The sequence below is a fragment of the Streptomyces sp. NPDC014991 genome (assembly GCF_043080665.1).
In the GTDB taxonomy this organism is placed as follows: Bacteria; Actinomycetota; Actinomycetes; order Streptomycetales; family Streptomycetaceae; genus Streptomyces.
In genome coordinates this window covers 75,461-95,646 of the sequence record NZ_JBIBVY010000005.1, presented here as the reverse complement: position 1 = coordinate 95,646, position 20,186 = coordinate 75,461, and the positions used below count along the sequence as shown (strand labels likewise).

General features: G+C 71.3%; 19 protein-coding genes. 11 read left to right on the top strand and 8 right to left on the bottom strand.

The window, feature by feature from the left end; all coding sequences use genetic code 11:
* The first annotated feature begins 165 nt into the window (after positions 1-165).
* The 4 genes from ACF1BE_RS10845 to ACF1BE_RS10830 all read left to right on the top strand — a co-directional run bounded on the left by ACF1BE_RS10845 (position 166) and on the right by ACF1BE_RS10830 (position 4,210).
* The gene (locus ACF1BE_RS10845) at positions 166-609 is read left to right on the top strand and encodes a hypothetical protein (protein ID WP_392198664.1); all 444 of its coding nucleotides are present in this window, start codon (positions 166-168) and stop codon (positions 607-609) included.
* A 108-nt stretch (positions 610-717) separates the two neighbouring features.
* Positions 718-1,134 carry a hypothetical protein gene (locus tag ACF1BE_RS10840; protein WP_392198663.1) on the top strand — a complete coding sequence of 139 codons (417 nt, stop codon included), beginning with the start codon at positions 718-720 and terminating at the stop codon, positions 1,132-1,134.
* A gap of 600 nt (positions 1,135-1,734) precedes the next feature.
* Positions 1,735-2,295: a lamin tail domain-containing protein gene (locus ACF1BE_RS10835; protein ID WP_392198662.1), complete on the top strand. Its 561-nt coding sequence runs from the start codon at positions 1,735-1,737 to the stop codon at positions 2,293-2,295.
* Between the two features lie 574 nt (positions 2,296-2,869).
* Positions 2,870-4,210: a M14 family metallopeptidase gene (locus ACF1BE_RS10830; RefSeq protein WP_392198661.1), complete on the top strand. Its 1,341-nt coding sequence runs from the start codon at positions 2,870-2,872 to the stop codon at positions 4,208-4,210.
* A 165-nt stretch (positions 4,211-4,375) separates the two neighbouring features.
* Here ACF1BE_RS10830 and ACF1BE_RS10825 read toward each other — a convergent pair whose 3' ends face one another.
* The 5 genes from ACF1BE_RS10825 to ACF1BE_RS10805 all read right to left on the bottom strand — a co-directional run bounded on the left by ACF1BE_RS10825 (position 4,376) and on the right by ACF1BE_RS10805 (position 8,833).
* Entirely contained in the window at positions 4,376-5,026 is a 651-nt protein-coding gene (locus tag ACF1BE_RS10825) for a hypothetical protein (RefSeq protein ID WP_392198660.1), read from the bottom strand.
* Between the two features lie 37 nt (positions 5,027-5,063).
* Complete coding sequence (locus tag ACF1BE_RS10820; RefSeq protein ID WP_392198659.1) at positions 5,064-6,542, bottom strand: GntP family permease; 1,479 nt, start codon at positions 6,540-6,542, stop codon at positions 5,064-5,066.
* 124 nt (positions 6,543-6,666) lie between these two features.
* Complete coding sequence (locus ACF1BE_RS10815; RefSeq protein ID WP_392198658.1) at positions 6,667-7,077, bottom strand: RidA family protein; 411 nt, start codon at positions 7,075-7,077, stop codon at positions 6,667-6,669.
* Positions 7,074-7,838, bottom strand: a complete 765-nt coding sequence (locus ACF1BE_RS10810; protein WP_392198657.1) for an IclR family transcriptional regulator — start codon at positions 7,836-7,838, stop codon at positions 7,074-7,076. Before ACF1BE_RS10810 ends, ACF1BE_RS10815 begins: the two co-directional genes overlap by 4 nt.
* Positions 7,835-8,833, bottom strand: a complete 999-nt coding sequence (locus tag ACF1BE_RS10805) for a sugar kinase (protein ID WP_392198656.1) — start codon at positions 8,831-8,833, stop codon at positions 7,835-7,837. The genes ACF1BE_RS10810 and ACF1BE_RS10805 overlap by 4 nt, the downstream gene beginning before the upstream one ends.
* A 181-nt stretch (positions 8,834-9,014) precedes the next feature.
* Here ACF1BE_RS10805 and ACF1BE_RS10800 point away from each other — a divergent pair, with 181 nt between their 5' ends.
* Together ACF1BE_RS10800 and ACF1BE_RS10795 are read left to right on the top strand one after the other, a co-directional pair.
* On the top strand, positions 9,015-10,310 hold the full coding sequence (locus tag ACF1BE_RS10800; protein ID WP_392198655.1) for an amino acid deaminase: 1,296 nt from the start codon (positions 9,015-9,017) through the stop codon (positions 10,308-10,310).
* A gap of 11 nt (positions 10,311-10,321) precedes the next feature.
* Positions 10,322-11,932, top strand: a complete 1,611-nt coding sequence (locus ACF1BE_RS10795) for an amidohydrolase family protein (protein ID WP_392198654.1) — start codon at positions 10,322-10,324, stop codon at positions 11,930-11,932.
* A gap of 17 nt (positions 11,933-11,949) precedes the next feature.
* Here ACF1BE_RS10795 and ACF1BE_RS10790 read toward each other — a convergent pair whose 3' ends face one another.
* Both ACF1BE_RS10790 and ACF1BE_RS10785 read right to left on the bottom strand, forming a co-directional pair.
* Positions 11,950-12,837 carry a serine protease gene (locus tag ACF1BE_RS10790; protein ID WP_392198653.1) on the bottom strand — a complete coding sequence of 296 codons (888 nt, stop codon included), beginning with the start codon at positions 12,835-12,837 and terminating at the stop codon, positions 11,950-11,952.
* Between the two features lie 221 nt (positions 12,838-13,058).
* Positions 13,059-13,787 (bottom strand): hypothetical protein, encoded by a 729-nt coding sequence (locus ACF1BE_RS10785; RefSeq protein ID WP_392198652.1) that lies wholly within the window; start codon positions 13,785-13,787, stop codon positions 13,059-13,061.
* A gap of 125 nt (positions 13,788-13,912) precedes the next feature.
* On the opposite strand from ACF1BE_RS10785, the gene ACF1BE_RS10780 reads away from it, so the two are divergent.
* Complete coding sequence (locus ACF1BE_RS10780) at positions 13,913-15,124, top strand: pyridoxal phosphate-dependent aminotransferase (protein WP_392198651.1); 1,212 nt, start codon at positions 13,913-13,915, stop codon at positions 15,122-15,124.
* Between the two features lie 114 nt (positions 15,125-15,238).
* Positions 15,239-15,658, top strand: coding sequence for a hypothetical protein (locus tag ACF1BE_RS10775; RefSeq protein WP_392198650.1), 420 nt, complete (start codon positions 15,239-15,241; stop codon positions 15,656-15,658).
* A gap of 220 nt (positions 15,659-15,878) precedes the next feature.
* On the opposite strand, the gene ACF1BE_RS10770 is transcribed toward ACF1BE_RS10775, so the two are convergent.
* Complete coding sequence (locus tag ACF1BE_RS10770; protein WP_392198649.1) at positions 15,879-17,702, bottom strand: phosphoenolpyruvate carboxykinase (GTP); 1,824 nt, start codon at positions 17,700-17,702, stop codon at positions 15,879-15,881.
* A 279-nt stretch (positions 17,703-17,981) separates the two neighbouring features.
* Here ACF1BE_RS10770 and ACF1BE_RS10765 point away from each other — a divergent pair, with 279 nt between their 5' ends.
* Genes ACF1BE_RS10765 through ACF1BE_RS10755 form a run of 3 tightly spaced genes read left to right on the top strand, consistent with a single transcriptional unit; the run spans position 17,982 to position 20,160 of the window.
* Positions 17,982-18,695: a hemolysin III family protein gene (locus ACF1BE_RS10765; protein ID WP_392198648.1), complete on the top strand. Its 714-nt coding sequence runs from the start codon at positions 17,982-17,984 to the stop codon at positions 18,693-18,695.
* A 55-nt stretch (positions 18,696-18,750) separates the two neighbouring features.
* Complete coding sequence (locus tag ACF1BE_RS10760; protein WP_392198647.1) at positions 18,751-19,395, top strand: TetR/AcrR family transcriptional regulator; 645 nt, start codon at positions 18,751-18,753, stop codon at positions 19,393-19,395.
* A gap of 33 nt (positions 19,396-19,428) precedes the next feature.
* Positions 19,429-20,160 carry a Mut7-C RNAse domain-containing protein gene (locus ACF1BE_RS10755; RefSeq protein ID WP_392198646.1) on the top strand — a complete coding sequence of 244 codons (732 nt, stop codon included), beginning with the start codon at positions 19,429-19,431 and terminating at the stop codon, positions 20,158-20,160.
* The last annotated feature ends 26 nt before the right edge of the window (positions 20,161-20,186 follow it).

Below are 20,186 nucleotides of genomic sequence, written 5' to 3'. Positions count from 1 at the left end.
CACCGCAGAACCGGGGTGATTCTCATGCAGGGAACAGAACTGGCCAGGACCCTGGCCACGGCAGGACTGAAGTATCTAGGCATGGTGGCACCTTCCGAGCCCCTCATTCCCCCACGTCTTGCTACATTCGTGAACTCGACGGCTGCCGGCGGGCAGGAGTGGGCCGTGAGCATCGAGAACGACGCTCCGGACTTCCGGGAGAGGGTCAATCACGAGTGGTACATGCTCGGCGCGCATCAAGGGTTGTTCATCACATCAAAACCACAGTTCCTCATCGCCGTGCGCGATGTCGAGAACGACCGCCCCGACATGGCATGGTGGGCACGCGTACAGCTCCAGACAGACTGGGATTTCGCAGGATCCGGCGCCGAGGCCGGGGTTACGGGATATAGCTGGGGACGGCCAGAATTCATCATGCTCTCCCTCAATGGAAACGTAGTTGTTCAGGGGTCTCAAGGGCAGAAGTGGACAGACATCGTCTGTCTGCGCGACGCTTATCACATTACTCCTCTAAGAGAAATGGGGATGAAGCTTTCCGAAGATGCTTCAATCCCCGAGGAGACCCGCGGCGCTCTGTCTCGTTGGCTAGAACACACGGCAGCCCGATGATTTGACCGGATATACCGGTCCCGCAGACCATGCTCGAGTTGGGATCGGTCGGGCATTCGACAAGAAATCGGTATCACGCTTTGGGCAAAACCGGCGGAGATCATCATTTTGTCTGACGACGAGAACAAGCGGCGTTTCGAAACCGTAGGCCTTGCGGTGATCGGAACGTTTTCAGGGTCCGGGCCAGGCGTCACCGAAGCCTTTCGTCGAGTGGTGCACGTAGAGGCACGGCCCGTCGAAACAATCCCACGTGACACACCTGATCTTGCCGCGCGAGTCAACGAAACCTGGACCAGGCACGCTCGGGAGACAGGCGTACTGGCCGAAGACGACTCCTTCCTTGCCGCTGGCGGCCTGGAGCACGGATGGTTCCACGTGAGACTGACCAGCGCGACCAACATCTTTTTCTTGCAGGATCCGGAGGGCGACCTTCTCTTCGTCGCGCGGGACCTGAGCGGCCAGAAGGTGCGTGCGGTGAGCAGAGAAGGATCTGAGTACTGGATCCTCGATGAGGTATTCCGCTAGGCCGGTCGAAACACCCCGTTAGGCCCACAGGAAGTGATTCCGCCACCAGACAGTCACCGACCTCGCATTTCGGGTACCGGCGACCCCCGCACCCATCGCCCGGGGGAACGGCGCCACCAGGACCGAGCCCCGACCCGAGCCCGAGGTCGAGGCCCCGGTCAACCATGACGCTCGGCTGGATTTGTCGCTACGAGACGGCAGTCAAGGTCCTTGAACCGCCACACAGCACCAAGGTGCACTTGCCAGGTGTCCGCGCCGGCTGCAAACCGGGCGCGGACACCCCTCGGAGACGGCCCCTGCGGATGCGCGCAACGCCGCAGTGCCGGTCCCGTCGTTACCCACTTTCGGGTGACGGGCGTCGCGTCGTGTTCTTGAGTTGGGCGCTCAGTGGCAATGCGGGGCATAAATGGACATTGCAGCCGTGAGTCACAGATATGTGCGCGAACCGTAACGGTGACCGGCATATCCGCGATCGTCCCCGCATGTCACTGCATGGTGTGGATGTGCGGCCGACCGGCCGCCACCCGTACACCGCACTTCGCCGCACGCGCCCTGGGCCACCGCGGCGAGGTGTGTACAGCCCTTGCGAAGGGGGACTTCGTGTCCGTTTCCGTTTCCGTCACCGCCCGCCGTGTCGCCGCCGCCACCGTGGCGGCGGCCGCCGTCGTGGGTGCGGTGGCACTGCCGGCCTCGGCCGTCGACCGCGACCACGGCCGCTCGCACCGCGACGACGTGGTCATCAGCGGCGTGCAGCACCCCTCGTCGGCCCGTCACGACCGCTCCGGCCGTCCCTTGAACCGGGAGTGGGTGGAGATCAGCAACGAGAGCCGCCGAGCCGTGAACCTCGACGGGTGGACGCTGTCCGACGAGGACGGCCACACCTACACCTTCCGCCATTACCGGCTGGCGGGGGACGCGACCGTCCGCGTGCACACCGGGTTCGGCCGGGACAACCGGAACGACCTCTACCAGGACCGCCGCCGGTCCGTGTGGGACAACAACCACGACACGGCGACCCTCCGCAACGACCACGGCCGCTTCGTCGACTCCATCTCCTGGGGCCACGACGACCGTGACCACCGCGGCCACCGCGACGGCGGCCGTGACCACCGTGACCACCGCGGCGACCGCGACGGCGGACGGCACGGCGGGCGCCACTGATCCCCACCCGCCCGTGCGGGGGTGAGTGCTGACCTCACCCACCGGCAGCGCGCCGCTTCCTCCGGAACGGCGCGCTGTCCGCGTGCCCCAGCCGGTTAGCGGGGTCACGCGTGCGAAGCTCTCGGTCCACTCGTCCGCGTCCACGGTGTGCTCGTCGATGACGAAGTACTCCGGTTCGTCGGCGAGGCCCGGCAGGAGGCGGGCCCGGCGCATCGGGTCCGCCGCCTTCGCGTGGGCGGAGTAGACGCCGAGCAGTTCGACGTCGTCGCCGTCGCGGTGCGGGGTCGTGCCGCGCCATCGGCCGCGTCCTGGTGGCCGGTGGGCCACAGGAGATGGACCGGCATGGCCGCAGGTCGTCACCGAGGGGTGCGCGTGCGGCGCTTCCGTGCGGTCGGCCGGTTTCCGCCGCCTCCGGCCGGTCCGGACCCGCCCATGCTTGACCTAGGCATGCCAACGCTTCAGCATGAGCGCCAACCCGCACAGCGGACTCACAGGGAGCCCCACGGAAGGCCCCGGCGGGACCGCACCGCACGTCGCACGCGAACACCCCCACCTCCACACCCAAGGAGAGTTCATGCGACTCCGTATCCGCGGCTCCGGCGCGCTCGGCGGCAGACGTACCGCCGCCCTCGGCGCCCTGCTGGCCCTCGCCCTCGCCGCCCCCGTCTCGGCCACCGTCGGTCAGGCCAGTGCCGACAGCGTCCGCCGGGCCGCTCCCTCCGGCGACGACATCCGGCAGTACGAGATCCGCCAGAGCACGACTCCCGTGACCCGTACGGCCATTCAGGCGACCGGTGTCACCGTCGACGAGGCCGACGAGGAGACCGTCGTCGTCTCCGGGCGGGCGGAACAGATCCGGCGGCTGCGCCGGCTGGGGTACGACGTCCAGCCGCTGGGCGCCGCGCCGCAGCGGGCCGGAGCCCGGCTCCACGACTTCCCGAGCGCCGACTCGAAGTACCACAACTTCGCCGAGACGAACGCCGAGATCGACCAGCGGCTCGCCGCCTACCCGGGCATCATGAGCCGGCGGGTGATCGGGAAGTCGTACCAGGGGCGGGACATCGTCGCCATCAAGGTCAGCGACAACGTCGGCACCGACGAGGACGAGCCCGAGGTGCTGTTCACCGCCCACCAGCACGCGCGGGAGCACCTGACCGTGGAGATGGCCCTGTACCTGCTGCGCGAACTGGGCGCGGGGTACGGGACCGACTCCCGGATCAAGAACCTCGTCGACAGCCGGGAGATATGGATCGTCCCGGACCTGAACCCGGACGGGGGCGAGTACGACATCGCCACCGGGTCCTACCGGTCCTGGCGGAAGAACCGGCAGCCCAACTCCGGTTCCTCGTACGTCGGTACGGACCTCAACCGGAACTGGAACTTCAAGTGGGGCTGCTGCGGCGGTTCCTCCGGGTCGACGTCCTCGGAGACCTACCGCGGGTCCGCCGCCGAGTCCGCGCCCGAGGTGCGGGTCGTCGCCGACTTCGTGCGCAGCCGGGTCGTCGGCGGGCGGCAGCAGATCAGGGCCGGCATCGACTTCCACACCTACAGCGAGCTGGTGCTGTGGCCGTTCGGGTACACGTACGCGGACACGGCGTCCGGGATGACCGCGGACGACGCGGCCGCGTACAAGGCCGTGGGGCAGAAGATGGCCGCCAGCAACGGGTACACGCCGGAGCAGTCCAGTGACCTGTACATCACCGACGGGTCGATCGACGACTATCTGTGGGGTACGCAGAAGATCTTCGACTACACCTTCGAGATGTATCCGGCGTCCGGCGGAGGCGGGTTCTACCCGCCCGACGAGGTGATCGAGCGCGAGACCTCCCGGAACAAGGACGCCGTGCTGCAGCTGCTGGAGAACGCGGACTGCATGTACCGGGCCATCGGCAAGGCCGCCCAGTACTGCGGCTAGCGGCTAGGCCCTCTCGTTCGGATCATGCCGGGCTCGCGGGCCCTGGCACCGCGCCTCGCCGCGTTGTCGTCGGTTGCCATGGCTCCGCCATGGCGCCCTCCTCCGCCTTGCGACGCAGGGCACCACGACCCGCTCCCTGATCCGGCCCGATCCGAACGAAAGACCCTAGGCCTCCTCGAAGTAGGCGTCGAGCACCGCGTCCAGTGCCGACTCCCACTCCGCGAAGCGCGCCCTGGCCGCCGCCTCGATCTCGATCGGGTACCAGCGGCGGTCAGGGGTGTGCACGGTGACCGTGAAGCGCTTGCCGAAGCGGGGCGACTCCGTCTCCACCGCGGCGATCTCCTCCCAGCGGAAATCGCACGTCTCCTCGTCCAGGCGGAGGCGGACCCCCCGGTGGTCGGCGACGATCCGGGCGCGACGGTCGGACGCCTCGAACACCGGCCCCTCGGGCGCCGGTCCGGCGTCCGCCGGGTCGGACGACGGCGAGGAGGCCGGGTCCCCGGCCGCCGGCACCGGGGCCTTCGCCCCGTCGGCCGCCGTCCCCACGGCCACCGGATCGTCCGCCACCGGATCGTCGGACACCGGATCCTCGGCCTTCGGCTTCCCGGCCGCCGGATCCTTCGCTCCCGGACCCTTGGCCACCGGACCCGTGGGTGACGGACCCGTGATGCCCGGGATGAAAGCCGGGTCGAAACCGGCGCCCGTCACGGGCTCGGCCTTCAACGGCACGGCCTGCAACGGCTCGGCCTTCGACGGCTCGGCGTCCGCCGGCTCGCCTTCCGACGGCTTGCTGCTCGCTCCTATGCGCTGCTCCACGGCGGCAGTATGGACGACTTCCCTGTGCCGGAACCAGTCAGACCACGAACACGCTGACCACACCGGCCACCGCGAACCCCGCCAGCGAGAGCACCGACTCCAGAACCGTCCACGTCCGCAGGGTGTCGCGTTCGCTGATGCCGAAGTACTTCGCCACCATCCAGAAGCCGCCGTCGTTGACGTGCGAGGCGAAGATGGAACCGGCGGAGATCGCCATGATGACGAGGGCGGTGAAGGCCTGGGAGTGGTGGTCCGCCGACAGCAGGGGTGCCACGATGCCCGCCGTCGTCACGATGGCCACGGTCGCCGAGCCCTGGGCGACCCGCAGCACGAGCGAGATCAGGTAGGAGAGGGCGATCACCGGCAGTCCCACGCCGTGGAAGGTGTCCGACAGGGCCTGGGCGACCCCGCCGGCCTTCAGTACGGCGCCGAAGACCCCGCCCGCGCCGACCACCAGCAGGATGTTGCCGACGGGCTTCAGGGACGACGTCGACACCGTCTCCAGGGAGGTGCGGGACCAGCCGCGCCGGATGCCGAGGAGGTAGCAGGCCAGGAGCAGGGCGACGGTCAGGGCGACGAAGGGGTTGCCGGCGAACTCCAGCACCGAGCGGCCCGGGGACGGGTCCAGGGCGATGGAGGAGAAGGTCGCGGCGAGGATGAGCAGCAGGGGCGTGCCGATGATGGCGAGAACCGTGCCGAGCGGCACCGGCCGCTCCTGCGGCGCCACTGCCTGCGCACGCTGTTCGGCCAGGACGGCCCGCTTCGCCTCCTCCGCGGCGTCGGCCATGTCCCGCGGTACGGCGACGAAGATCCGTTGTCCGATCCAGGCGGCGTACGCCCAGGCGGCCAGGACGGCGGGGAGGCCGCAGACGGCGCCCATGAGGATGATCCAGCCGAGCTGGACGTGCAGCAGTCCGGCGGCGGCGACCGGGCCGGGGTGCGGTGGCAGGAAGGCGTGGGTCATGGACAGGCCCGCGAGGAGCGGCAGGCAGTAGAGCAGGATCGACCTGCCCGAGCGTCTGGCGGCGGCGTAGACGATCGGGGCCAGGACGAAGATGCCCACGTCGAAGAAGACCGGGATGCCGAAGAGCAGGCCGGTCAGGCCCATGGCGAGGGGGGCGCGGCGTTCGCCGAACAGGGTCAGCAGGCGGCCGGCGAGCACCTCCGCGCCGCCGCTGACCTCGAGGATCGCGCCGAGCATCGTGCCGAGGCCGATGATGATCGCGACGTGGCCGAGGATGCCGCCCATGCCGGATTCGATGGTCGAGACGGCGTCGGACCGCTGGACCGTGCCGAAGAGTTCGGTGACCGAGAGGCCGGCCAGCAGGCCCACGGCTATGGAGACGGCGAGGAGGGCGACGAACGGCTGGAGCCTGGCCTTGATGATCAGCAGGAGGAGCAGGGCGATGCCGAGGGCGGCGACCGTGAGCAGGCCGGGGGTGCCGTCGACGAGGAGGAGCAGGCCCCCGGTGTGGGGTGGGGCGGCGGGGGCCGGAACGGCGAGCGGAACGGGCATACGGGGGTCCTCTTCGTAAATGCATGCTGCTTTCGGGCAGGGGGGATCGCGGCACGGCGCCCCGGAGGGTGCCGTGCCGTGCGGGACGTGCGGGAGGTGAGGGGGGCGCGGGGGCGTCAGGGGCTCAGCCGAGGACGGCCAGCGCGTCGATCTCGATGAGCAGGCCGGCCGGCAGGCCGACGTAGACCGTCGTGCGGGCGGCGGGCGGCTGGGTGAGGCCCTGCTCCGCGAAGTAGGCGTTGTAGATCTCGTTCATCTCGGCGAAGTGGCCGACGTCGGTGAGGTAGACGCGGATCATCATGACGTCGTCCCAGCCCGCGCCGCCCTCCTGGAGGATCGCCCGTACGTTGGCGAGGGTCTGGAGGGTCTGTTCGCGCAGGGTGGGGCCGGCCGGTGTCGGGGGCCGGCCCTCCTCGGCGGGCAGGAAGCCGACCTGGCCGGCGACCTGGAGGATGTTGCCCTTCCTGACGCCGTGCGAGAACGCGGCGGGCGGGGCGGTGTGGGTCTTCGGGGTGAGCGCGGTCTTATCGGTCATGCGGGGGTGCCCTTCACTGGCGTTCTTCCGGAGTACTCGCCGCTGATCGCGTCCGCGGTACGGCGCACCTGCGGGAGCAGGGTGAGGAGTTCGTCGGCGGTGACGACGACGTTGGGCGCGGAGACCGACATGGCGGCGACGACGCGTCCGTCGGCGCCGCGGATGGGTGCGGCCACGCAGTTGATGGACTCCTCGTGGCCACCGAGGTCGGTGGCCCAGCCCTGTTCGCGTACCTGCTCCAACTCGCGCAGGAACGCGGCGGCGTCGGGGGTGGAGCGCGAGGTGTACAGGGGGTAGTCGAGCTTGTCCGCGAGGGCCCGGCGCTCGGGTTCGGGGAGGTCGGCGAGGAGCAGCTTGGCCACGGCGGCGACCGTGATGGCGACGGGCTTGCCGATCCGCGAGTACATGCGGACGGGATAGCGGCTGTCGACCTTGTCGATGTACAGGACCTCGTTCTCCTCGTACACGGCAAGGTGGACGGTGTGTCCGCAGCTCTCGTTCAGGCGCGCGAGGTGGGGGTGGGCGATCTCGCGGACGTCGAGGTTCTCCATCGCCTCCTGGGCGAGGGCGAAGAGGCGGGCGCCGAGGCGGTAGCGCTGGTCGGACTGGCGGTAGACCAGGCCGTGCTCGTGCAGGGTGCGCAGGAGACGCAGCGCGGTGGACTTGTGGACGCCCAGGCGGTCGGCGACCTGCCCGAGGTCTGCGGGGCCCTCGGCGAGCAGCGGCAGGATGCTCAGGGCGCGGTCGACGGTCTGACTCATGGGATGTTCGCCTCCTGTGGGGCCCGATCGGCCTGCGTCCAGCCGGGGCCGAGTCGAAGTCTCCCCCATGCGTCGTCGTCCAGGGCGGCGAGGCGGTCGGCGTGGCCGCGGGTGGGGGGTGTGGCGAGGTCGCCGGGGGTGGTGAGGGTGGCGGCGGCCATCAGGTGGCCGTGGCGGAGGCGGTCGCGGACGGGGAGTCCGCGCAGGGTGGCGGAGAGGAAGCCGGCGGCGAAGGCGTCCCCGGCGCCGGTGGGCGCGACGACGTCCGTGTGCGGGGCCGGTTCGAAGACGGGCTCGCCGTCGAACGCCGTCGCTCCCCTCGCCCCCTGCTTGACGACCAGCACCGCCGGCTCGGGCAGTGCCTCGCGGATCGCCGCCGGTCCCCCGGTGACGCCCCACGCCTGCTCCGCCTCGTCCTCTCCCACGAAGGCGAGGTCCGCCCTGCGGGCGAGCTCCAGGAGGGCCGGCGGGTCGGCTCCCGGCAGGCCCGGGCGGTGGTTGACGTCGAAGGAGAGCGGGGGGCGGCCGGCGTCGGGGGCCGTCAGCGCGTACATCAGCGCCAGGCAGTCGCCGGACAGTGCCGCCGTGATGCCCGACAGGTGCAGCACGCGCCCCGCCCGTACGGCCGCCAGGTCCACGTTCCCGGTGCTCATCGCGGAGGCGGCCGAGCCCTCCCGGTAGTACGCCACCTCGTGGGCGCCCGTTCCGCGGTCCCCGGCGGTGCGGAAGTACACGCCGGTGGGGCGGCCGGGGTCCCGGCGTACGGCGGAGACGTCGACCCCGTAGCCGGCGATCCGCTCCACCAGGTGGTCGCCGAAGCCGTCGGCGCCGACCCGGCCGACCCAGCGTGCCGTGTGTCCGAACACGGCCAGCGCGCAGGCCACGTTGGACTCGGCGCCGCCGATGGCCCGGTCGAAGGAGGGCACGTCGGCGAGGCGGCCGGGCCGGCCGGGCAGGAAGGTGATCATGGACTCGCCGAGCGTCACCACGTCCACGACGTCCCACGGGTGCGCAACGGCCGAGGCGTAAGCAGCGTCGTCGATGATGACTCCTGTCGATTGCCGGGTGACGGTTCTCCGTTGACCCGGTGTTCGGCGAGATGCTAGACACCAGCCAGCACCGTATGCAATGGCCGTTGCACATATCGCAATGAGCACGGACCGAGAGAGGGGCCCCATGAGCACCGAAGCGCTCGCCCGCCTGGCCGGGGAACGGCTCGCCCGCCTGGCCGAGGAACGCGTCGACCACCGCTTCAAGGGCCTCCCGCCGGACGCCGACGGCCTGACCGTCGGCGAGCTGACGGCCCAGCGCCGCAACCTGTTCCGGGCGGACGACGGCTTCACCACCCCCGTGCTCGCGCTGTCCGCCGAACGCCTGGCGCACAACCTCGCGCTGATGGAGACGTACACCGCCCGGCACGGCCTGGCCTTCGCCCCGCACGGCAAGACGTCCATGGCCCCGCAGCTCTTCCACCGCCAGCTCGCCCACGGCGCCTGGGGGATCACGCTGGCCGTGCCCCACCAGGTGCGGGTCGCCCGCGCGTTCGGCGTCCGGCGGATCTTCCTCGCCAACGAGCTGGTGGACGCCTCCGCGCTGCGCTGGATCGCCGCCGAGCTGGCCGCCGACCCGGAGTTCCGGTTCGTCTGTTACGTCGACTCCGTGCGCGGGGTCGAGCTGATGGACGCGGCGCTGCGGGGTGCGGTCCGTCCGGTGGACGTGGTGGTGGAGCTGGGCGCGGGCGAGGGCGCCCGGACCGGTGTGCGGACCGGGGCGGAGGCCACGGCGGTCGCCGACGCGGTGGCCGGCACCGGCACGCTGCGGCTCGTCGGCGTGGCGGGGTACGAGGCCCAGGTGCCGGACGCCTCTCCGGAGCGGGTGCGGCGGTGGCTGGAGCGGCTGGTGGGCCTGGCGGTGGAGTTCGACCGGGCCGGGCGCTTCGCCGGGGCGGACACCGTCGTGGTGAGCGCCGGCGGCAGTGAGTGGTTCGACGCGGTCGCCGACGTCTTCTCCGCCGTCCCCCAGCTCTCCCTGCCGGTGCTGCGGCTGCTGCGCTCCGGCGCCTACGTCTCGCACGACGACGTGCACTACAGCAGGCTGACGCCGTTCAACCGGGTGCCCGAGGAGGGCGCGCTGGAGCCCGCGTTCCGGCTGTGGGCACAGGTGGTGTCCCGGCCGTCGCCCACGGAGGCGTTCGTCAACGCGGGCAAGCGTGACGCGGCCTACGACCTCGACCTTCCGGTGGCCCACGTGGTACGCCGGGACGGTACCGAGCGTCCGGCCGCCGGCATCGAGGTGAGCGCCCTGTCCGACCAGCACCTGTGGCTGCGCACCGCGCCCGGGACGGATGTCGCGGTCGGCGACTGGGTCGGCTTCGGGCTGTCCCACCCGTGCACGGTCTTCGACAAGTGGCAGCTGATCCCGGTGGCCGAGGCCGACGGCACGGTCGTCGACTACGTCCGCACGTTCTTCTAGGAGGCCCGCGCGTGGAGGATCTGGTCATCCGTGACGCCGACGTCGTCGACGGCAGCGGCGCGGACTCCTACCGCGCCGACGTCGTGGTCGACGGCGGCCGGATCGTCTCGATCGTGAAGGAGGCCGCCGCGGCGGGCTGCCAGCGGCCGGGTGCCGTGCGGGAGCTGGACGCCGAGGGCCTGGTCCTCTCTCCCGGCTTCATCGACATGCACGCCCACTCCGACCTGGCCCTGCTGCGCGACCCCGACCACAGCGCGAAGGCCGCGCAGGGGGTCACGCTGGAGGTGATCGGCCAGGACGGGCTGTCGTACGCGCCGGTGGACGACCGCACGCTGGCCGAGGTGCGCCGGGCGATCACCGGCTGGAACGGGTACGGCGACGACATCGACTTCGACTGGCGGTCGGTGGGCGAGTACCTCGACCGGCTGGACCGCGGCATCGCCGTGAACGCGGCCTACCTCGTCCCGCAGGGCACGGTGCGGGCCCTCGTCGTCGGCTGGGAGGACCGCGAGGCCACCCCCGGGGAACTGGACCGGATGCGGCGGCTGGTGGCCGAGGGGCTGGAGCAGGGCGCGGTCGGGCTGTCCTCCGGCCTGACCTACACACCCGGCATGTACGCCGGGGACGGTGAACTGACCGAGCTGTGCCGGGTGGTGGCGGCGTACGGCGGCTACTACTGCCCCCACCACCGCTCCTACGGCGCAGGCGCCCTGGCTGCCTACGCCGAAATGGTCGCCCTGACCCGGGAGGCCGGCTGCCCGCTGCACCTGGCCCACGCGACGATGAACTTCGGCGTGAACCGGAGCCGCGCCCCCGAGCTGCTGGCCCTGCTCGACCGGGCCCTGGACGAGGGTGCCGACATCACGCTGGACACCTACCCCTACACGCCCGGCTGCACCACCCTGGCCGCGCTGCTGCCGGGCTGGGCGAGCGAGGGCGGCCCGGAGGAGGTCCTCGCCCGGCTCGCCGACCCGGAGACGGCCGAGCGCATGCGGCACGACCTGGAGGTCACCGGCTCCGACGGCTGCCACGGCGTGCCCGTGGAGTGGGAGACGGTCGAGATCTCCGGGGTCACCGACCCGGCACTGGGCACTCTCGTGGGCCGTACGGTGCGGCAGGCGGCGGACCTGCGCGGCGAGACGCCCTGGACCACGGCCCGCGATCTGCTGCTGCGGGACCGGCTGGGTACGACGGTTCTCCAGCACGTGGGCCACGAGGAGAACGTCCGCGCGATCATGCGGCACCGGGCGCACACCGGCGGTTCCGACGGCATCCTGCGGGGCAGCAAGCCGCACCCGCGCGCCTACGGCACCTTCCCGCGCTATCTCGGGCACTACGTGCGGGAGTTGGGCGTGCTGACGCTGGAGGAGTGCGTGGCCCGGCTCACCGGGCGGCCCGCGGCCCGGCTGCGGCTGCCGGACCGGGGGCTGGTGCGCGAGGGGTACCGGGCCGACCTGGTGCTGTTCGACCCGGAGACGGTCGCGCCGGGCGCCACCTTCGCCGAGCCGCGCAGGCTGCCGGAAGGCATCCCGTACGTCCTGGTCGACGGCCGGTTCGTCATCGAGGACGGCAGGCGGACGGACGTGCTGGCGGGGCGGGCGGTCCGCCGTACTCCGGTGTGACCGCCCGCCGCCGGTGGCTACGGCTTGGGCAGCGTGCAGCCGGACGCGCTCAGGTTGAGCTTGTTGCCCGTCGTGAAGCAGGCGGGGACGTTGTAGATCTCCTCGGCGTAGTTGATGCCCTGACGGACCGTGACGTTGCCGTTCGCGTCCACCTCGCACGGGTTGTTCTCCGTGCAGCGCTGGCCGTCCTCGTTGCCCGTGTTGTTCACGGCGACGACCTTCCCGGTGGCGGTGTCGATGACCGGGGAGCCGGAGGTGCCGCCGATGGTGTTGCAGGCCGAGGTGTAGCGGACCGAGTCCTTCCAGGTCCAGTCGCCCTCCTTCAGGCGGTACACGAACCCGTCGATGTTGCAGCTGTAGATGCGCTTCCAGTAGCCGGAGACCACCTTGATGGCGGTGCCGGCGACCGGGTGCGTGTCCTGCACGGTGAGCGGGCTGATGCCGTACGAACTGCGGATCGCCGCGTACGTGGTGGTGGTCCGGTAGATCGTGACGTCGGTGTCCGTCATGGTCGAGTAGACGACCTGGTTGGCGCGGAGCGTGGCGACCTTGGTGCCGGCGGAGTTCAGCAGCCCGAAGGTGCGGCTGGAGGACTGGCCGGTGATGACCTCGCCGGGCGCCGGGAAGCCGGTCTCCAGGCAGTGGCCGTTGGTCAGCACGAGGGCCGGGTCGGTGTCGGCGGAGTTGGGGAAGCGGATGACGGAGCCGGAGCAGTTGCTGAGCGAGACGGTGCCGGCGAAGTTGACGGTCACCGCGGCGGCCTTGGCGGCGTGCGGGGCGGACGCCTGCGCGGTGGCGTGCGGGGCCGTGGTGTGCGGCGCGGCGGACGGGGCCGCGATCGCCGGTGTCGCGCCCAGCCCGGCTATCGCCAGGGAGGAGAGCGCGGCAAGGAGAGGCTTGTTCATGTGGGGGTCCCCTCTTACGACTTGGGCGACCGGAGGTCCTCCGGTCGCCCACTCGATTGTCATGCGCATTCTCAGACGCTGAGGGGCTCGGGGACAAGAAGCCGCGTCAGGTCATAGGGGTTTCCCTGTGCGCGGGTTCAACTCTCGCACCGGGGAGGGTTTTCCGACACCCGCGATCTCAACCACTGGGAACAACGTGGTCGTTGAGGTGCTCGGTCGGGTCAGCGTGGCCCCTTCGGCCATCTGTGGCCGTGACCGCGGACGTACGGGCTGCCGGAAACGGACGCCGTCGGACCGGTGGCCGGGGTCGTGGGCGCGGGGGTGGCCGAGGCCGTAGCGGGGGCCGTGGCCGTGGCGGGCGGACTGCCGCCCGGCCCACTCGGCCCGCTCGGTCCGTCCGGTCCGCTCGGGGCGGCGCTCGGGGCCGTGCCGCCGGAGGGGCGGCCGGTGGCCGTGCGGGTGGGTGAGGCCACGGCGGATCCCGCGGCGGTGACCGATGCCGTGGCGGACGGGGCCGTCACGGACGGGGTGGGCGTGTCCGCGCCGCCGCCGACGGTGGCGGGAGTGCCGCCCGCGACCCGCCCGCCGTCCACGGGACGGGATCCGGCCGGGGCGTGCGAACCGGCCAGAGCGGCGACCACCGCGACGGTTCCGGCCACCCCGAGGGCGCCGGCGACCACCGCCACCCTGCGGCGGTCGCTGCGGCGCCGCCGTGCCCGCCGGCGCCCCGCCCGGTCCGCGCCCGGCGCTGGTTCCACGGGCACCGGGGGCAGCTCGCGCGTGACCTGGTACTCGTCCTGCCAGCCGTGCGCCGCGGCCGGGTCGGCGTACTCCTCGTAGGCCGGGGCCGGGGCCGGCCGCGGGTGGTAGACGTTCGGCCGGATTCCCGGCGCGCCGCCCGCTCCCCGCGGGTCGTGCGCCCCCGCCTCGTACTCCCGTTCCGTGGACATGTCAGCGGATTCTAGAGACGCAAGTGACTCCTGAGACAGTCAACGGCGATATCCGGGCAAACCTCGGTGTCTCACGTGGTGGAAAACACGGCCCACGAGGCGTTACCGAGCCGTAAGCTCGCGGCATGCAGGTGATCCAGTCGACGAAGCTCGCCAACGTCTGTTACGAGATCCGGGGTCCGGTTCTCGAGGAGGCCATGCGGCTGGAGGCGGCGGGCCACCGCATCCTCAAGCTCAACACCGGCAACCCGGCGGCGTTCGGCTTCGAGTGTCCCCCGGAGATCCTCGAGGACATCCTCCGCAACGTCTCCACCGCGCACGGTTACGGCGACGCCAAGGGCCTGCTCGCCGCCCGCCGCGCGGTCGTCATGCACAACCAGACCATCGGCATCGAGACGGACGTCGAGCACGTCTTCATCGGCAACGGCGTCTCCGAGCTGATCGTGATGGCGATGCAGGGCCTGCTGGACGACGGCGACGAGGTCCTCGTACCGGCGCCCGACTACCCCCTGTGGACGGCGGCCGTCTCCCTCTCCGGCGGCACGGCCGTGCACTACCGCTGCGACGAGCAGGCGGACTGGATGCCCGACCTCGCCGACATCGAGCGCAAGGTCACCGACCGCACCAAGGCGCTCGTCATCATCAACCCGAACAACCCCACGGGCGCGGTGTACGACGAGTCCGTGCTCAAGGGCCTGACCGACATCGCCCGCCGGCACAACCTGCTGGTCTGCTCCGACGAGATCTACGACCGGATCCTGTACGACGGCGCCACGCACACCCCGACCGCGAAGGTCGCCCCCGACCTGCTCACCCTGACCTTCAACGGCATGTCGAAGGCCTACCGGGTGGCGGGCTACCGCGTCGGCTGGATGTCCATCTCCGGCCCGCGCGCGCACGCCGACTCCTACATCGAGGGTCTGACGATCCTGGCGAACATGCGGCTGTGCGCCAACATGCCGGGCCAGCACGGGGTGGTCGCCGCGCTCGGCGGACGCCAGACGATCAACGACCTGGTGCTGCCGGGCGGGCGGCTGAAGGAGCAGATGGACACCGCCTACGAGCTGCTGACGCAGATCCCGGGCGTGAGCTGCGTACGGCCCAGGGGCGCGCTGTATCTGTTCCCGCGCCTGGACCCGCGGGTCTTCAAGGTCAAGGACGACCGGCAGCTGGTCCTGGACCTGCTGCGACAGGAGAAGATCATGGTCGTGCAGGGCTCGGGCTTCAACTGGCCCGAACCGGACCACTTCCGGGTGGTGACCCTGCCGGCGGTCGCCGACCTGCGGGACGCCGTGACGAGGATCGGCACCTTCCTGGACGGATACAGCCAGCCGTAACCGGCCGCTGTGCGGACGGAGGGGCAGCGGAGGACCGCGTTCCGTGACCCGACTCAACTTTAGACGAAATCCAAGCTAGGATGGTTTCCTGTCAGAGCACAGGAGGCCATCCCCATGTACGAACCGATCCGCACCAAGTCGGTCCACACCACGATGGCCGGCACCGCCTCCGGCTTCCCGCACCGCTCACGCGAGGAGGAGCTGGACATCCAGCTCGCCGGCCACCTCTCCGCGCTGCTCGCCGTCACCGACGAACTGCGCGCACTGGCCCCGACCGAGGACCTGGACACGGCCGCGGAGCGCCTCGCGGCGCAGGTGACCCGGCTGCGGGGAGGACGCACGCCCCTGCGGGCGGCGCCGGCCGCGGCGGGTGACCCGTGCGCGTTGCACCGGCGCGCCCATACGCTCGCCGCGCGCGCTCTCCTCGTCGCCGCGTCGCGCGCGGACACGGCCGCGGCGATCCTCACGGCGGAGCGGATGGACGCGCACGGAGCCGCGCTGTCCGGGCCGAAGGAACTCAGCACCGCCCACTGACCTCCTGCCCGGCTCCCCCCGATCGGCCCCGGTCCGCGTGCACCCGCAGCGACGCGCGGACCGGGCGCCACACACCACGCCGCCCCCGGCCGCCGGAAAACCACCGGAAGGGGCCCCGCACACAAGTGTGCGGGGCCCCTTCCGGTCAGGTGGGTCCCACGGCCGGCCGTGACGATCGCTGGTCAGGGCACGCGACCGGCCGTGGAGTCGTCGGGGGCGCTCAGCCCAGGCGCTCCACCAGCGCGCGGTACTGGTCCCACAGCTCCTTCGGCGTGTGGTCGCCGAAGGTCTCGAGGTGACCGGGGACCAGGGCGGCCTCCTCGCGCCACACGTCCTTGTCGACGGTGAGCAGGAAGTCCAGGTCGGACTCGGACAGTTCGAGGCCTTCGGTGTCCAGGGCGCCCCTGGCCGGCAGGATGCCGATCGGCGTCTCGACGCCCTCCGCCGTGCCCTCCAGCCGCTCCACGATCCACTTCAGGACCCGGGAGTTCTCGCCGAAGCCGGGCCAGACGAACTGGCCCTCGTCGTTCTTGCGGAACCAGTTGACGTAGTAGATCTTCGGAAGCTTCGACTGGTCCTTGTCCTTGGCCACGTCGACCCAGTGGGCCATGTAGTCACCCATGTTGTAGCCGCAGAACGGCAGCATCGCGAACGGGTCGCGGCGCAGCTCGCCGACCTTGCCCTCGGCCGCAGCGGTCTTCTCGGAGGCCACGTTGGCGCCGAGGAACACGCCGTGGTTCCAGTCGAAGGACTCGGTCACCAGCGGGACCGCGCTGGCGCGCCGGCCACCGAAGAGGATCGCCGAGATCGGCACGCCCTTGGGGTCCTCCCACTCGGGCGCGATGATCGGGCACTGCGAGGCCGGCACGGTGAAGCGGGCGTTGGGGTGGGCGGCCGGCGTGCCGGAGGCCGGCGTCCAGTCGTTGCCCTTCCAGTCGGTCAGGTGGGCCGGGGGCTCCTCGGTCATGCCCTCCCACCACACGTCGCCGTCGTCGGTGAGCGCGACGTTGGTGAAGACGGCGTTGCCCCACAGGGTCTTCATCGCGTTGGCGTTGGTGTGCTCACCGGTGCCGGGCGCGACGCCGAAGAAACCGGCTTCGGGGTTGATCGCGTAGAGGCGGCCGTCCTCGCCGAACCGCATCCAGGCGATGTCGTCGCCGATCGTCTCCACGGTCCAGCCGGAGACCGTGGGCTCCAGCATGGCGAGGTTGGTCTTGCCGCAGGCGCTGGGGAAGGCGGCGGCGACGTACTTGGACTCGCCCCGTGGCGGGGTGAGCTTGAGGATCAGCATGTGCTCGGCCAGCCAGCCCTCGTCGCGGGCCATCACGGAGGCGATGCGCAGGGCGTAGCACTTCTTGCCGAGCAGGGCGTTGCCGCCGTAGCCGGAGCCGTAGGACCAGATCTCGCGCGACTCGGGGAAGTGCGAGATGTACTTGGTGGAGTTGCACGGCCACGGCACGTCCTCCTGGCCCTCCGCCAGGGGGGCGCCGAGGGTGTGGACGGCGCGCACGAAGAAGCCCTCGTCGCCCAGCTCTTCCAGGACGGCCTGGCCCATGCGGGTCATCGTGCGCATGGAGACGGCGACGTAGGCGGAGTCGGTGATCTCCACGCCGATCGCGGACAGCGGGGAGCCGAGGGGGCCCATGCAGAAGGGCACGACGTACATCGTGCGGCCGCGCATGGAGCCGCGGAACAGGCCCTGCTCGCCGGCGAAGATCTCCCGCATCTCGGCGGGGGCCTTCCAGTGGTTGGTCGGGCCCGCGTCCTGCTCCTTCTCGGAGCAGATGAAGGTGCGGTCCTCGACGCGCGCGACGTCGCTCGGGTCGGACGCGGCGTAGTAGGAGTGGGGGCGCTTGACCGCGTCCAGCTTCCGGAACGTGCCCTTGGCGACCAGTTCCTCGCACAGCCGCTCGTACTCGGCCTCGGAGCCGTCACACCAGACCACGCTGTCCGGCTGCGTCAGTTCGGCAATCTCGTTGACCCACGAGATCAGTTCCTGGTGGTGGGTGGGGACGACGGTGGGAGCCGCGATGTCGCGCGCCACGATTGCTCCTAAATGAGGGAATTTGGGTTGTTCGCCCCGTGGGGGCCGCGACCCGGATGCTTCGTAGCCCGCTCATCCGGTGCCGACCGCACTCATTTGATCATCCGATTCTAGTGCCCATCTGTCCAGAGGGCATCACAGGTGAGCGGCGTGAGGAATCCCACGGTTTCCTCGGTTCTTTGCGTCCGCATTGGGTTCGACTGAAGGACTTTTTGCCACGAGGCCTTCAATGGGCGGCACTGATGGGCGATTTCCGGCGGCCTGGGTACCATGCGATCCATGACTGCGTCCGTCCCCGACACGCCCACGAACACGCCGGCCGCCGGCCGCGGTCCCGTCGAACTCCCCCTGCCGCATCCGGTCAAGCCCCGGCTCCGCGGCTGGCTGCACCTGGGCATGTTCCCGGCCGTACTCGTCGCGGGACTCGTACTCACCGCCGGCGCCCGATCCCCCAGGGGCCGCGTCGCCTGCGGGATCTACGTCCTCACGGCCTGCCTGCTCTTCGGCGTCAGCGCGCTGTACCACCGGGGCGACTGGAGCGCCCGGACGGACCGTGTCCTGCGCCGCCTCGACCACGCCAACATCTTCCTGATCATCGCGGGCACCTACACCCCGCTGACCCTGCTGCTCCTGCCCGGCGCCAAGAGCCGGTGGCTGCTGTGGGGGATCTGGGGCGCCGCCGCGGCCGGCATCGCCTTCCGCGTCTTCTGGGTCGGCGCCCCGCGCTGGCTCTACACGCCCTGCTACATCGCCATGGGCTGGGCGGCCGTCTTCTTCCTGCCCGACTTCGCGCGCACGGGCGGCATCGCCGTCCTGGTCCTGGTGGTCGTCGGCGGCCTGCTCTACAGCGCCGGCGGTGTGGTCTACGGCATCAAGCGGCCGAACCCGTCACCGCGCTGGTTCGGCTTCCACGAGGTCTTCCACTCCCTGACCCTCGCCGCGTTCGTCGTCCACTACATCGGCATCTCGCTGGTGGCCTACCAGCACGCCTGACCTCGTCCCCGGCGCCGCCCCCGGCCGTGGCCGCCGCCACGGTGGATGCCCGACAATGACCGGCATGACGGCCGCACCCCCGCCCACCGCCTCCGCCCCCGACGGGCGCCGCCCCGGCCTGCGCGAACGCAAGAAGACCAGGACCCGGGAGGCGATCCGCGCGGCCACGTACGCGCTGATCGAGGAGCAGGGCTGGGAGGCCACGACGATCGACCGGATCGCCGCCCGGGCCGAGGTGTCGCCGTCGACCGTCCTCAGGTACTTCCCGGCCAGGGAGGACATCGTCGTCACCGACGAGTACGGTCCGCTCCTCCTGGCGGAGATCCGGCGGCGGCCCCCGGACGAACCGTGGCCGGACACCGTCCGCCACGTTCTGGGGCAGGCCGTCCGGCGGGGCGTCGAGGAGGATCCCCGCACGTCCCGGCTGCGGACCCGGCTGATGGTCCAGGTTCCCGCGGTGCGCTCCCGCGTGAGGGAGAGCATGTCGGTCACCGGCCGCATGCTCTGCCAGGCCATCGGCGAGCGCACCGGCCTCGCCCCGGACGGCCTGGAGGTGCGGGTCCACGCGATGTCCCTGGTCGGCGGCCTGATGGAGACCTCCCTGTACTGGGCGGAGAAGGGCCACCGGGACGACCTCGCGTCCCTGGTCGACCGCGCCCTGGACGTCCTGGCGCACGGCCTGGCCGGGGAGAACCACTGAGGCGGGGACGGCGGCCCGTGCGATCCTGACGGGGTGAACGGACCCGAGATCCACGTCGAAGTCGCCCCCGGACTCCAGCTGTTCGTGCCGCCCGCCCGGCGCGCCGGCACCACGGCCCTGACCACGGACGGCGTCTCGACCCTCGGCCACGTCGTGGAGTCCCTCGGGGTGCCCCTGACCGAGGTCGGCACGTTCGTCGTGGACGGCCGCGAGGTCGCCCCGTCCCACATCCCGGTGGCGGGCGAGACCGTGCGGGTCCAGGAGGTGACACGCCCCCAGCGGGTCCCCGGCGCGCCCCTCCGCTTCCTCCTCGACGTCCATCTCGGCACCCTGGCCCGCCGGCTTCGGCTGCTCGGGGTGGACACGGCGTACGAGTCGACGGACATCGGCGACCCGGCGCTCGCCGCCCGCTCGGCGGCCGAGAAACGGGTCCTGCTGAGCCGCGACCGGGGCCTGCTGCGCCGCCGCGAACTGTGGGCCGGCGCCTTCGTGTACAGCACCCGGCCCGACGACCAGCTGCACGACGTCCTGGACCGCTTCGCCCCCGGCCTGCGCCCCTGGACCCGCTGCACCGCCTGCAACGGCCTGCTGAGGGAGGCCACCCGTCAGGAGGTCGCCGACCAGCTCAAGGGCGGCACCCAGCGGTCGTACGACGTCTTCGCCCAGTGCACGGCCTGCGGCCGGGCCTACTGGAAGGGCGCCCACCACGAACAGCTGGAGGCGGTCGTGGAACGGGCGTTGGGCATGCGCCCCCAGGGCGGCTGAGTACGGCACGGCCGATCCGCGCCGGC

Coding starts and splice junctions, on each gene's coding strand:
- ACF1BE_RS10810 (WP_392198657.1), bottom strand. CDS start 7,838: ATGAGTCAGACCGTCGACCGCGCCCTGAGCATCCTGCCGCTGCTCGCC.
- ACF1BE_RS10815 (WP_392198658.1), bottom strand. CDS start 7,077: ATGACCGATAAGACCGCGCTCACCCCGAAGACCCACACCGCCCCGCCC.
- ACF1BE_RS10790 (WP_392198653.1), bottom strand. CDS start 12,837: ATGAACAAGCCTCTCCTTGCCGCGCTCTCCTCCCTGGCGATAGCCGGG.
- ACF1BE_RS10780 (WP_392198651.1), top strand. CDS start 13,913: ATGCAGGTGATCCAGTCGACGAAGCTCGCCAACGTCTGTTACGAGATC.
- ACF1BE_RS10785 (WP_392198652.1), bottom strand. CDS start 13,787: ATGTCCACGGAACGGGAGTACGAGGCGGGGGCGCACGACCCGCGGGGA.
- ACF1BE_RS10760 (WP_392198647.1), top strand. CDS start 18,751: ATGACCGGCATGACGGCCGCACCCCCGCCCACCGCCTCCGCCCCCGAC.
- ACF1BE_RS10765 (WP_392198648.1), top strand. CDS start 17,982: ATGACTGCGTCCGTCCCCGACACGCCCACGAACACGCCGGCCGCCGGC.
- ACF1BE_RS10775 (WP_392198650.1), top strand. CDS start 15,239: ATGTACGAACCGATCCGCACCAAGTCGGTCCACACCACGATGGCCGGC.
- ACF1BE_RS10820 (WP_392198659.1), bottom strand. CDS start 6,542: ATGCCCGTTCCGCTCGCCGTTCCGGCCCCCGCCGCCCCACCCCACACC.
- ACF1BE_RS10800 (WP_392198655.1), top strand. CDS start 9,015: ATGAGCACCGAAGCGCTCGCCCGCCTGGCCGGGGAACGGCTCGCCCGC.
- ACF1BE_RS10830 (WP_392198661.1), top strand. CDS start 2,870: ATGCGACTCCGTATCCGCGGCTCCGGCGCGCTCGGCGGCAGACGTACC.